This is a genomic window from Paenibacillus sp. FSL L8-0435 (assembly GCF_037965655.1).
GTDB lineage: Bacteria > Bacillota > Bacilli > Paenibacillales > Paenibacillaceae > Paenibacillus.
Genome location: NZ_CP150185.1, coordinates 3,907,531 through 3,920,377 on the forward strand (window position 1 = coordinate 3,907,531; position 12,847 = coordinate 3,920,377).

The following is a 12,847-nucleotide window of genomic DNA, read 5'->3' on the forward strand; positions in this document are numbered from 1 at the left end:
ACTTTTAGTTCAACTACGATCAGATCTCCAATGTTTCGTGATTCATCCATAATTTCATGCGGGATAATACTTCTTTGATGTTCAGTGGTTTGCTGAGATAGTCCGAAGCACCTGCTGCAATACATTTTTCCCGATCCTCTTTCATGGCCTTGGCTGTTAGCGCAATAATCGGAAGCTGGGTCATGCCAAGTCGTTCACGGATCTGTCGAGTGGTCTCATAACCATCCAGTTCCGGCATCATGATATCCATCATGATGAGATCAGGCGTTACTCCTCCGCGTTCCAACAGTTCCAGACACTCGTATCCGTTCTGCGCTGAAATAACATGCATGCCGTATTGCTCAAGAGCGTTAGCTAGTGCGTATACATTACGTATATCATCATCAACGACAAGCACTTGGCGTCCGCTGAGCAACGCTTCTTCCAGAGGTGTTAATAACACATCCGATGGAGCTGTGGTCAATGAAGGGAGTTTGTTGATCTCCGGAGTGGTGCTAGCCACCTCATTCAGGAACAACCGGAATGTGTGCATGGTCTCAGGCTCATCCATTCTCAGTGGCAGGAACAGCGTGAATACACTGCCATGCCCTTCACGGCTTGTTGCTGAGATAGAACCTCCCAGCAGAGTCGCAAGCGATTGAGAGATGGACAAGCCGAGTCCTGTCCCCCCATATTTACGAGCTGTTGCTCCGTCCGCCTGCTTGAAGGCATCGAAGATCTGCAAGAGTTTGTCATCCGCAATCCCGATACCCGTATCACTAACGGAGAAAGCAATCACGTCGGTCTCTTGGTCTTTGGCTACCGGATGAGCCAAACTCATGCTGGAGATCGTTAAGGCAACTTCACCCTCACTGGTGAACTTAAATGCGTTAGAGAGCAGATTTCGAAGAATTTGGTGCAATCTCATCTCATCTGTCACGATTGTTTCCGGCAAAGGACTTTGGAGTTGAATTCGGAAATCTATTTTTTTCTGCTCCGCTGTTTTTAGGAAATACTGATTCATGACCTCAGGCAGACTACCTAGATAAACATCATCGAAATCCACTTCCATCTGCCCGGCCTCTACCTTGGATAGATCCAGAATATCATTGATCAGATTCAGTAGGTCCTTGCCCGACTTGTGAATGACCGAAGCATAGTTCTGTTCTTCACTATTCAAGTGTTGGTTTTTATTCTCAGATAATATTTCGGATAAAATCAACATGCTGTTGAGCGGTGTCCGCAGTTCATGGGACATGTTCGCCAAGAATTCGGATTTGTACCCCGAGCTTGTTCGTAACTGATCAGCCACAACCGAGAGTTCATTGGCTGAGGTCTCTGCAGCATTCTTCTGTATTTCCAGGCGATCATTAAGCATATGAAGCTCTTCGGTCTGCATTTGCAGTTCCTCCGTCTGAGACAACATCTCTTCGGTCTGAGCCTGAAGTTTCTCCGATTGTGCCTGTAATTCTTCATTCAGAACTTGTGACTCATCATATAATTGCTGTAATTCCATGCGAGTGACGGTCGAGTGTAGTGAAACACCAAAAATATCCGTCAGTTCTTTCATCAGCTTCATATCATTCTCTTGCAATGGCTTCATTGAAGCAAGCTCAATTACCGCAATCGTTCTGCCTTCGAACAAGACCGGTACTACAGTAAGTGATGTGGCAGATGTATACCCGAGACCCGAAGAGATTCGGATATAGTTCTGCGGCAGATCATTCATGCGTAGAACTCGCTTCTCCACAGCACTTTGACCTACAAGCCCCTCACCCGGGGCAAGCGACACTTTACCGAGCGAACGTTCTTTCTCTCCATCCCCAGCATATGCAGCCAGGCGCAGCAGTCGATTGTCTTTCCAGTAATATAAGACGCTATAGGGAACTTCAAACAACATGGCAAGCTCGTTCAGGAACAAGCGAGACAATCCCTCCAGATTGGTCGGGTTCTGTAAAAGTGTGGCAATCCCTGTGATCTGGTCCTTGACCCGATTCTGTTCCTGTACTTCATCCAGTAATTTGTTGGTTTCGTGGCCTAGGTCTCCCACTTCATCATGTGTTCGAACCTGAATTCGCTGCTTCAGGTTTCCACCTTTGGAGATATCACTTATGGTTTGCATAACATCTCGCAACGTTTTGACGATATTTCCTGATATCACAATCGCAGCTGCAATGGATAATGCTGCAATAATCCCCCACAGCGTGTACATAATCGTCAGCAGGGTGGAACTGCGTCTGGCAAGTTCAGTAACCCTCGCCTCGGTCAGAGCGATCTCTGTGTTACGGAAGGTCGTAAGCTGAGACCTCAAGAGATCAATTTCCGTTTTACCCGGATCAGATTGGAAGAACGCAATGACCTCGGCTTGATCACCTTGCTTTTTTAAGTTCACAGACGGTTCCCCAGCAATTTCAATCCAGCGTGTAATATGTGCTTTGATATTCTCCAGACTCTGCTGCTGTGAAGGGTTATCACTAATGAGAGCATTCAGCTGATCATAGTTGGAACTCCACTGGGATATGCCTTGGGAATAAGGCTCCAGGTAACTTTCATTGCCTGTAATCATGAATCCACGCTGTCCTGTCTCCATGTTCAAGACATTTTTTTCAATCGCGTTGGTCAGATTATGTACTTCCAGATCATGATGGGAGATAAAATCATTTTCCTTCTGTAACACATTAATTTGGGCCGTAAGCACTAGCAGAACAGCTCCAAACAAAAGCACAACCACAAGATAGCCCAATAAAATTTTGGAGCGTATCGTAAATCTTCTCGTTTTTGACAACGCGGAAACCTCCAAATATATACGAATCCAATAATTAAATTAAAACTGGTGCATATGTAGTTTATATGTATACGTATAGTCTGACAAGCTTTAAGTTCATCGGTAATCATAAGAAAAACGACCTGCTTGTGCAGGTCGTCCTCTTCAGTGATCTATAATGCTCATTTGGGCTGATTTTAGGCCTTTGGAGCGATCATTTTGGCCGGATCGACATATTGATCAAACTGCTCTTCGGTAAGCAGGCCCGTTTGTAACGTCGCCTGTTTCAAAGACAAGCCTTCTTTATGCGCAAGCTTCGCAATTTTGGCTGCATTCTCATAACCAATATGCGGATTAAGCGCTGTAACCAGCATAAGCGAGTTGTTCAGATTATGTTCAATCTGATCCAGGTTAGGCTCGATGCCTACGGCACACTTGTCATTAAACGCAATAATGGAGTCCGCCAGGAGTTGCACGGATTGCAGGAAGTTATAGATGATAACCGGCTTGAATACATTCAGCTCAAAATTACCCTGACTTGCCGCGAAACCAATCGCTGCATCATTACCCATGACCTGCGTAACCACCATAGTAATGGCCTCGCTCTGAGTTGGGTTGACTTTACCCGGCATAATGGAGCTGCCTGGCTCATTCTCAGGAATACGGATCTCGCCCAATCCACTACGAGGGCCACTGGCCAACCAGCGGACATCATTGGCAATTTTCATCAAATCAGCTGCAAGCGCTTTAACGGCACCGTGCGCATACACAACTTCATCATGACTTGTAAGTGCGTGGAATTTGTTTGGTGCAGATACAAAATCCTTCCCCGTATGTTTGCCAATTTCCTTGGCAGTGAAGTCCCCAAAGTCCGGATGCGCATTAATGCCCGTTCCGACAGCTGTACCGCCAATCGCAAGCTCCTTCAGATACTGCACACTTTCACGGATCATGCGCTCACTCTTGCCCAGCATGGCTTCCCAACCACTGATCTCCTGACCAAGTGTAATTGGTGTTGCATCCTGAAGGTGGGTACGTCCGATCTTGATAATATCCTTGAATGCCTCCGACTTGTCCGCAAAAGTAGCTTTTAATACCGCAATGGCCGGCAAGAGTTGATCCTCAACAGCCAGAACACCTGCGACATGCAGAGCCGTTGGGAATGTATCGTTAGAACTCTGGGACATATTCACGTCATCATTTGGATGCAGACGCTCTTCCTTGCCCTTTTGCTCCAGCAGTTGGTTCCCCAGATTCGCAATCACTTCATTCACGTTCATATTGGATTGTGTTCCGCTACCAGTCTGCCACACTACCAATGGGAAATGGTCATCAATTCGGCCTGCAATAATCTCATCTGCTGCATAAGCAATAGCATCGGACTTAGCCGCAGATAATTTACCTAATTTATGGTTACTAGCCGCAGCACTTTTTTTCAAAATGGCAAGGGCACGGATAACTTCCATCGGCATATGTTCACTGCCAATCGGGAAGTTTTCCTTGCTGCGCTGCGTCTGAGCTCCCCACAGCCTGTCGGCTGGTACTTTCATTTCGCCTAACGTATCTCTCTCAATGCGGTATTCCACTTGCTTGTCCTCCTCCAAAAAAATGGTTTGGGTCTCTACAAAGCTTGTGTATCTCGTCATATTATACATGATTTGCGAGCAGGTTTTCACCTTTTCGACAAAATTGTAAGCGTAGCGCAAAATGAGCGTGAATTATTTTTGTGACGCAATTGGATACAATCGGCTGCTCTGTTCGAATAGTTCACCTGGTTCCAAACCGATCAATCCGATTTCTTCTGCAGGTATGCCTTCAACATTAGGAGCGTTAACCAAGTTCATCTGTGGTTCAGGACAGAAGAATTCGCCACCCATGTTATTGTTCCAGATCATCCAGTGCTTGTAAGAGGTGCCCACATCGTATACCAGTTTGTCTCCAGTACGGTGATCCGTAAGTTCCATATAGTTACGTCCATTCTGCGGCTCCGCAGTGTAATGATTATCCATGGCAGCAAAGAACGGACTAACCCCATCGTTCTTCAATTGTTCTTCCTCAGGTGTAAGCGGTTGAAATTGTCCTGTTGGCAGAGAACGCTCGTTCAATTCACGACGTTGTCCAATTGTAACTTTGGCCGTGTAATCCGAGGCCTGACTGTCCGGTGCAAAAGGTACAGCAATCGCCGTGTGGAATGCAAACAAATTCGGCATATATTCAGTCCCGTTGTTGCGGACGATCAATTGTTGCTGAAGTCCTTGGCTGCTCAAAGAGTAACGAAGCGTCACTGTGAACGTAAAAGGCAGGTACTGATGGAATGTATGTCCTTCTTTCACGTCCTGGCTAAGCAACACATAACTCTCCAGCTGATCAGAACCGTATCCTTCAACCTTCCACTCGGCATCATGCAAAAATCCATGCAAATGGTTTCCTGTAGCGGGTTCGTTCACAGGCAACTGATAAACTTTACCATTCCAAGGGAAACGTCCATCCTCATAACGGTTCGGTGGAGAAAGAATCGGAATTCCATAAACCGCAGGTGCTGCCATAAATTCATCCATCTGATCCTGATTCGGCTCTCTCAAGTAACGAAAACCCTTTTCTGTATCACGAAAAGCAACGAGGTTGGCACCCACGCTTGGAATAACTGCCGCTTCAAACTGATTAAAACGAAGCCAAATGGCTGGTATCCCTCCAAATTGTTCTTCAAATGCTGCATTTTGCTGTGTCATCGTTATATGTACCTCCTGCATACTAAGGTTATATTATACGGCTCGACTATATCATGCCCGAGCGCAAAATACCAATCTATGATAGAGAACAAATTCATAATAGAAAGACAAAAAAGACAGGAAAAAGACAGCTGCAATACGTTACGGCTGTCTCTGCTGTCTTTCATAGGATGGTTCAATTAATCCACATATTTGCCATGATCCGGCACAGTGCTCTCTTCAAAGTCCAGATCAAGCTGCTTCAAGGATTCACTCAGCATATCTCCGCTCAAGGCATGCCCATGCCCGGTAATTGCAAGTTTCGGCTCCAGATGCCTTATATGCTGGACAGATTGATGAGCAGCCTGCCAATCGGTTGTAAAATAGGAAGGTGGACCATGCAACTGTTTGTCCTGAAGCAATACACTCCACAGCGACTCCTGCTTCACTGTGATGATTGCGTCTCCCGCAATTAACAAACGATCTGCTTCTCGAAACAGCGACACATGTCCAGGCGTATGACCTGGCGTGTGCACCCACTCCCATCCTGATACGCCTGGAACGGAATGATCTTTGGGTAGACTGAATATCCGATCATCCAGATTGATCGCCTCATTGGGATATGCGAATGACAACCTGGACATTAAACCTCCACCTACAGAAGGGTCCGCTGGCGGGTAATTTTTTAATCCCGTTAAATACGGAATTTCAAGCGGATGAGCATACACTGGCACACCCCAGAATTGTTCCAGCTCAATAACGGTTCCTACATGGTCGAAGTGACCATGCGTCAATATGATCGCAGACGGCGGACCTTGAAATCGTTCTGTTGCAACCTGAACAATATGATCTGTGAACCTCGCCATTCCGGTGTCCACGAGGACCCAGTTCCTGCTTCCTGGCTCTCCGATGAACACGACATTAACGAATAGTGTACGTAAACTGAGAATATCGGGCGCGACTTCTTCAAGTCCCGTCAACCCTTCTGTAATCAGATTGTCAGATGCCATTCACGGTTACCTCCCATTAGGCGGATTGTCTCTCTGGTTCCATTCATCTCGTAGACTTCCCTTTTCTGGATCATCTATTCAACATTTCCAATAAAATAGACGGTATACACCCTGTTTCGGGCATACACCGTCTAGTATAGTCATCGACACAACACAATAGAACAAGAACATCTCGGCTAGTTAAGCCGGAAATGCCTCCAAAGCAGCATCGAGCAATTGATTGTACAGATCGTCATCATTCTCAAGCAACTCGTCCATACGCAGTAACTCTTCTTCATCACCGGATTGCTCCGTGAAATGCAAGCTATAGTCCCAATCTTTTCCGTTCTTGCTCATGAAGGTAATCTCATATACTGACTTTTCGCCTTCTGTGCGGTAAACGGTATTTCCCACGTATCCTTTTTCACCTTCACGGCGCATTTCAGCACTTATAATTTCAATATTCACAATCATTCTCTCCTTTAATCTTTCATCTACAGTCGGTCTCCAACATTTCTGGTAAACCTAGTTTGGTAATTATTATTGGTTAATTGTACAATATATAACGTAGCAACGTATACCTTATTCAATGAAGGAACCATTCTGAGTCCTTACATAGTTGTAATGAGGACTATAATAGCCAACAAGCTACGATATTATTATCACATTGGAGGAAAAAATAGCATGAACACTTTTGAAACGAATCTGCAGCAATATGCTGAACTGGCTGTTCAAGTCGGTGTCAATGTCCATCCTGGACAGACACTCGTGGTTAACGCTCCAATCTCTGCAGCACATTTTGTACGACTGATTGTCAAAGCAGCTTACGGTAAAGGTGCGAAATTGGTCAAAGTAAACTGGAGCGATGAAACCGTTACACGTCTTCATTACGATCTTGCACCTGATGAAGCCTTCTCCATTGAACCGAAATGGTTTGCAGCTGAAATGACTGAACTTGTTGAAGAAGGTGCCGCTATTCTGCACGTCATCGCTGAAAATCCGGATCTGCTGAACGGTGTAGCGCAGGAACGCATTATTACCAGCCAAAAAGTGCGCGGCAAAGCGCTCGAAAAATATCGTTCTTATCAGATGGCTGACAAATTCAGCTGGTCTATCGTGGCCGTCCCTTCTCCGGAATGGGCAGCTAAAGTGTTCCCGGATCTGCCAGAAGCACAACAAGTGGATCGCCTGTGGGACGTCATTTTCAAAACGGTACGGATCGGTGAACAAGATGCTGTTGCCGAATGGAAAACCCATTTGCAAAACCTGGATTCCCGCGCTGATCTGCTGAACAACAAAAAATACAAGAAGCTTCACTATACAGCTCCAGGCACAGATCTGACCATCGAACTTCCAGAAGGCCATATCTGGGTATCCGGTGGAAGTGTGAATGAGCAAGGACATGTCTTTATTGCCAATATGCCTACCGAAGAAGTATTCACGGCTCCGCTGAAAACGGGTGTTAACGGTACTGTGCGCAGCACGAAACCACTGAGCTACGGCGGCAACCTGATTGACGGATTCTCCCTTACATTTGAGAACGGTCGAATCGTAGATTACACCGCTGAACAAGGACTGGATGCACTCAAAAACCTGATCGAGATGGATGAAGGTGCACACTATCTGGGTGAAGTAGCCCTCGTTCCACATCAGTCCCCAATTTCGGATACGAATATTTTGTTCTACAATACACTCTTTGATGAAAATGCCTCCAACCATTTGGCGATTGGTAATGCCTATGCCTTCTGTCTGGAAGGTGGTAAAACGATGTCCAAAGAAGAGTTGATTGAACGTGGCATGAACTCCAGCCTCACTCATGTAGACTTCATGATTGGATCTGGAGAAATGAACATCCACGGCGTGACCTCCGAAGGTGCGGAAGAGCCGATCTTCCTGCAAGGAAACTGGGCATTTTAATCCCGTTTGATGTGATTTAGGAGAGAGGAGATTACTCCTCTCTTTTCCTGCGTTAACAGGTCTAAAAAAAACAATTGGAGGAAACTCATATGTTAAGTTTTGAACAAAAACTGGATCGTTACGCTGAACTTGCTGTAAGAGTAGGTGCTAACGTGCAACCAGGGCAAGTATTTGTCATCTCTGCGATGATTGATACCTCTGAATTCGTACGTTTGCTGGTACGCAAGGGATATGAAGCTGGAGCCAAGCAGGTGATTGTAAAATACGGAGATGAAACCGTCAATCGATTGCGGTTTGAGATGGCCCCTGAGGAATCCTTCCAAGAGCCGCCGAAATGGCATGCAGCGGAGCTTGAAGAACTGGCAGCCAATAATGCAGCCTTTCTGACCGTATTGTCATCCAGCCCAGACCTGATGAAAGGTATTGACCCGGAGCGGATTTCCACCCATCAGCGTACATTTGGTCAGGCGATGGCCAAGTACCGTCAGTATCAACAGGCGGATAAAATGAGCTGGACGGGTGTGGCTTGTCCTTCCACCGATTGGGCAGCCAAAGTATTCCCGGATCTCCCGGCAGCTGAGCAGGTTAGCCAGCTGTGGGAAGCTATTTTTGCAGCGGTGAGAGCCGATCTGGAGGACCCTGTAGCGGCTTGGGAACAGCATATTGAACGACTGGAGACCAAAGCCGTTGCCCTGAACAACAAGAAGTATCAAGCATTACATTTCCTCTCCCCGGGGACGGATCTTACTGTCGAGCTTCCAGAAGGTCATATCTGGGCGCAGGCAGGTAGCGTGAATGAGCAAGGCACCCCTTTTGTTGCCAATATTCCGACAGAGGAAGTATTCACCGCTCCAGCCAAGCACGGTGTTAACGGTAAGGTGTCCAGCACCAAACCACTCAGCTATGGCGGCAGTATCATTGATCGTTTTTCACTGACATTCGAGAACGGACGTATCATTGATTTTCAAGCTGAAGAAGGTCAGGATACGCTGGAAAGACTCATTTCCATGGATGAAGGCTCTCATTACCTCGGCGAAGTCGCTTTGGTTCCCTTCCATTCACCGATCTCTGAGAGTGGCATCCTGTATTACACTACATTGTATGATGAAAATGCGTCTTGCCATCTTGCGATTGGCAGTTCCTATGCATTCAATATCGAAGGTGGCAAATCGATGTCTCCTGAAGACCTTGCATCCCGTGGCATGAACACCAGCATCACTCATGTGGACTTCATGATGGGCTCACCCGAGACGGACATCTACGGTATCACGGCAAACGGCGAACGTGAAGCCATCTTCCTTAAGGGAGACTGGGCATTCTAACTGATTACGGAGAGTTATGTCCCTTAATGTATTTTCTCTGAATAGTCGAAAAGGCCGTCTCGCCAACCATGTTTTCATGGTTGGCGAGACGGCCTTTTATTAATCTTAAGCAAACTTTCCCGCATGTTATACACACTTCTCTCATCTGGTTTTTCCCGGACCAACATCCCATTGTATCGTTTCCATATTATGTTGTAAAATGTAATGATACCAATGTTTGTGGATTGTTCACCAGAAAGGAGAACATCATGGCCAATCGGCTCCAGTTATTACTAGCCTCAGATTTCCATAATTTAGGCTCTTCACTTCAAGAAGAAGTGTATTATGAATATTATAATATGGTACATGGTCTTATCGTTTATATCATCAAGGAGCGTGCTGCAGCAGAAGATATTATTCAGGAAGCTTTTATCAAAATCATTAAAAACAAACCCATCTTTGAAGACGAGGTCAAACTGAAAGCCTGGCTCAAGGTCGTCACACGGAACACAGCTATTAATTATCTGAGAAAAAATAAAAATAACCGTAACCAATTGGATACGGATAGTGTTTTTATAGATATGGAGACGATGAATCAGACGGCAGCTTCCGTGGAAAGCATGGTAGAAACGCAGATGATGGAAGAGTCCATTGAATATTATCTCGGACAGCTCAAACCGGAATACCGTGTACTGGTGGAGTTACGGTGGAAAAAAGGTCTCTCTTACCGAGAGATGGCCGAACTGCTGGATACCTCCGAAGACATTGTGAAGCAACGTTTGTTCAGAGCCCGTGGCAGTATCAAGAAGAAATTACATAAGGAATGGGGTGGAAGCATTGAGCAAAGGCAAGTCCGATAAGCACGTAGAGCCATTCGATTCAGAGCTGGAAGACGAATATTTCGACGCTGCGTTTGACCTGGCTTTTGATGAAGCTTTCCATCAGGCCGTCTCTGCCCCTTCCGCCTCCCATACCGAATCCATGCAGCAATCCTGGCAGAAGGTACACAGGGAAATTAACAGAATCGGTTTACGCAAAAAAAGAATTCGTACCTTACGACTTTCAGTTGTCGTAGCAGCGTCCGTGACCATCGGAGCCGTTATTTTCAGCCTGCCGTCCGGTACGCAAGCGGTATCCCCTTTTGTGCAATCCATCAAGGATTGGGGCAATGGCATGAAATCCATTATCATCGAGGATCGCACGACCCATCTGGGAGCTGATCCGTCAACAGCCAAAACACCTCCACCACCGGAAACCAGCTTAGACGACATTCTTAAAGTACAGGAAGAAGAAGCTCTTAATACACCTTCGTATGAGTTATCGAGCCACCTGCTTCGTCCAGTACTTGTTACGGAAGAGATCGCACGCGAAGGGTTCATGGGTGACTTTCTGTTATCCAATGCCATTCCCGAGAGATTCAACAAGGTCAAATTCGAACTCGTGCTTGATACTGAAAACCCTGTGAATCCAGACGATTATTATGAGTCCACACAAATGAGAGTTCAATATACCAGTGAAGGCAAGAGCATAGAGGATGAGATTATCCAGTTTGATTATGTCTATGTCATGCCTGGGGAGAAAATTGAAGGGGCCATGCTTCGTGATATGAGCACCGTAAAGCTGGCGGATGGATCGGAAGCACTGATGTATATCGGCCCACCCTATAACTCCTTTCAGTGGATGATGGGTTCCAACAATATGAGTCTGTTTGGCACCCTTTCGGAAGAAGAAATGACTGCTATTGCCAACGATTTTCAAGAACAGAAGTTTCCCGGTAGCACCCGTTGATAAGATCAGAATAACACGGTGCCAGAGACATGTTTGCTTGTTTCCGTGGTACTTCCATCATACGCTGTATGAATACTGGTAACGCGATAATAATATCCTGGCATAACGGTCCAATCCGATGTGGCATTCAGTAAGTTTGTATTCGTTGCATTGTTGGAATTGGTTTTGAAAGTTACCCATGCTGTTCCTGTCCAGCGCTCAAGTCGATAGTCTACGGAAAGTGTCTTCATTGCTGTATATGTCATGGTCTTGGTATTGACGATAGCCGATAGTCCACCCCCAGGAATGACTGCACCGACCGCTTGATAGATATGTCCAAGTTCTCGAGTGTTAACAAGCGAATGGATGGATGGTTCCGGCGGCGGTGGGGGTGTAAGGGCACCAGAGGACACGTTGACCATCGGGCTTGCAACGGCTGGTTCGGACGTAGGTATAACCAGGATTGTTGGCACCATTAACAAGGCAACAAGGGTTATTTTTAGCATAGATGCTGCACTCTTCGTTTTCATTTTCCGCATATTGATCCATCCTCCGCTTCCATACTTGATTTTGTGTAAGGGTATAAACGGACGGATCGGGTGACAGGTTTCAAAAAAAATTAGACGCTCCGATGTTTCTGTCGGCAGCGTCTTTTGTCTATGCATGCATCTCCAGCATGGTTGAAACCTAAATTATTCCAGCCCGTATGTATTGGGTAATGGATACACGAAACCATATGAACCAACCAGATTTGCAAATGAGGTGTAAAACTTGAGTAAATTTCAATCCAAATCCAGAAGGCATCGTCACAGCTCCAACCCGAATGAACTACATATCGAAGTTTCCGGCTCGTTCAAACGTTGGCTTGTTATCTTGGTGAGTGCACTTACCGCAGGGACCTTAATATATTTCTTGGCTACAGCTCGGGAAAGCTGGATAAGCATGGGGATTGACCGCTATGTATTGCCCTTTATGATCTGGGGACTTGTACTGTCCCCCATCCTTGCTTTTCTTTTCCTCAAGCAGAGCGGCCGAACCCTCTCCCATGTCAAATTTTTACGTGTTTTCGGGGTTGCTTTCTGCCTTCTGCCTCTGGTACTTCTGTTTTATGTATTACCTGTAACACTTGGCATGGTGAATGATCACCTAACCCAATATAAACAAAATCCGGTGTTATCCACCACTAAGGTGGGGGACTACAACTCTTACGAGGTTACTTTTGTCGATACGCCTATGTACGCCATCATCACCATTAAGACACCGACAACAACCCAATCCACTCGAAAAAAGCTGAATATCCAATATGACCTCGCTCCGGGAGAGAATGTTTACGTCACTTATAAGCGAATTTCTATCGAGAACAGCTTGGTCACGGAGAATCGTTACGCCGATATTGTCATTCATGCACCCAAAGAATCATGA

11 protein-coding genes are annotated in these 12,847 nt (G+C 46.0%); 5 read left to right on the plus strand and 6 right to left on the minus strand.

The genetic code is table 11. The features are described 5' to 3' along the window. Positions 1 to 19: 19 nt before the first annotated feature. The 5 genes from NST33_RS16885 to NST33_RS16905 all read right to left on the minus strand — a co-directional run bounded on the left by NST33_RS16885 (position 20) and on the right by NST33_RS16905 (position 6,908). Positions 20 to 2,764: a CHASE3 domain-containing protein gene (locus NST33_RS16885; protein ID WP_339304120.1), complete on the minus strand. Its 2,745-nt coding sequence runs from the start codon at positions 2,762 to 2,764 to the stop codon at positions 20 to 22. A gap of 176 nt (positions 2,765 to 2,940) precedes the next feature. Continuing rightward, positions 2,941 to 4,329: a class II fumarate hydratase gene (gene fumC, locus NST33_RS16890; RefSeq protein ID WP_074095411.1), complete on the minus strand. Its 1,389-nt coding sequence runs from the start codon at positions 4,327 to 4,329 to the stop codon at positions 2,941 to 2,943. A gap of 132 nt (positions 4,330 to 4,461) precedes the next feature. Beyond that, positions 4,462 to 5,472: an aldose 1-epimerase gene (locus NST33_RS16895; RefSeq protein ID WP_221821566.1), complete on the minus strand. Its 1,011-nt coding sequence runs from the start codon at positions 5,470 to 5,472 to the stop codon at positions 4,462 to 4,464. 179 nt (positions 5,473 to 5,651) lie between these two features. Further along, the gene (locus tag NST33_RS16900; RefSeq protein ID WP_339304123.1) at positions 5,652 to 6,461 is read right to left on the minus strand and encodes an MBL fold metallo-hydrolase; all 810 of its coding nucleotides are present in this window, start codon (positions 6,459 to 6,461) and stop codon (positions 5,652 to 5,654) included. 180 nt (positions 6,462 to 6,641) lie between these two features. Continuing rightward, complete coding sequence (locus NST33_RS16905; protein WP_074095413.1) at positions 6,642 to 6,908, minus strand: hypothetical protein; 267 nt, start codon at positions 6,906 to 6,908, stop codon at positions 6,642 to 6,644. A gap of 216 nt (positions 6,909 to 7,124) precedes the next feature. Here NST33_RS16905 and NST33_RS16910 point away from each other — a divergent pair, with 216 nt between their 5' ends. From NST33_RS16910 to NST33_RS16925, 4 genes are all read left to right on the plus strand, one after another. Continuing rightward, a complete protein-coding gene (locus NST33_RS16910; protein ID WP_062834817.1) occupies positions 7,125 to 8,357 on the plus strand; it encodes an aminopeptidase in 1,233 nt (410 codons plus the stop codon). A gap of 89 nt (positions 8,358 to 8,446) precedes the next feature. After that, the gene (locus NST33_RS16915) at positions 8,447 to 9,679 is read left to right on the plus strand and encodes an aminopeptidase (RefSeq protein WP_339304125.1); all 1,233 of its coding nucleotides are present in this window, start codon (positions 8,447 to 8,449) and stop codon (positions 9,677 to 9,679) included. 248 nt (positions 9,680 to 9,927) lie between these two features. After that, positions 9,928 to 10,518, plus strand: a complete 591-nt coding sequence (locus NST33_RS16920) for a sigma-70 family RNA polymerase sigma factor (protein WP_339304127.1) — start codon at positions 9,928 to 9,930, stop codon at positions 10,516 to 10,518. Next, positions 10,496 to 11,446, plus strand: coding sequence for a hypothetical protein (locus NST33_RS16925; RefSeq protein WP_221821569.1), 951 nt, complete (start codon positions 10,496 to 10,498; stop codon positions 11,444 to 11,446). The genes NST33_RS16920 and NST33_RS16925 overlap by 23 nt, the downstream gene beginning before the upstream one ends. A gap of 5 nt (positions 11,447 to 11,451) precedes the next feature. On the opposite strand, the gene NST33_RS16930 is transcribed toward NST33_RS16925, so the two are convergent. Beyond that, positions 11,452 to 11,964 (minus strand): hypothetical protein, encoded by a 513-nt coding sequence (locus NST33_RS16930; protein ID WP_339304129.1) that lies wholly within the window; start codon positions 11,962 to 11,964, stop codon positions 11,452 to 11,454. A gap of 232 nt (positions 11,965 to 12,196) precedes the next feature. Between NST33_RS16930 and NST33_RS16935 the strand changes: the two genes are divergently transcribed. Next, positions 12,197 to 12,847 carry a hypothetical protein gene (locus NST33_RS16935; protein WP_339304131.1) on the plus strand — a complete coding sequence of 217 codons (651 nt, stop codon included), beginning with the start codon at positions 12,197 to 12,199 and terminating at the stop codon, positions 12,845 to 12,847.

Excerpts from the sequence above, each read along its gene's own strand:
- NST33_RS16910 (WP_062834817.1), top strand. The coding sequence starts at position 7,125 with ATGAACACTTTTGAAACGAATCTGCAGCAATATGCTGAACTGGCTGTT.
- NST33_RS16895 (WP_221821566.1), bottom strand. The coding sequence starts at position 5,472 with ATGACACAGCAAAATGCAGCATTTGAAGAACAATTTGGAGGGATACCA.
- NST33_RS16900 (WP_339304123.1), bottom strand. The coding sequence starts at position 6,461 with ATGGCATCTGACAATCTGATTACAGAAGGGTTGACGGGACTTGAAGAA.
- NST33_RS16915 (WP_339304125.1), top strand. The coding sequence starts at position 8,447 with ATGTTAAGTTTTGAACAAAAACTGGATCGTTACGCTGAACTTGCTGTA.
- NST33_RS16930 (WP_339304129.1), bottom strand. The coding sequence starts at position 11,964 with ATGCGGAAAATGAAAACGAAGAGTGCAGCATCTATGCTAAAAATAACC.
- NST33_RS16920 (WP_339304127.1), top strand. The coding sequence starts at position 9,928 with ATGGCCAATCGGCTCCAGTTATTACTAGCCTCAGATTTCCATAATTTA.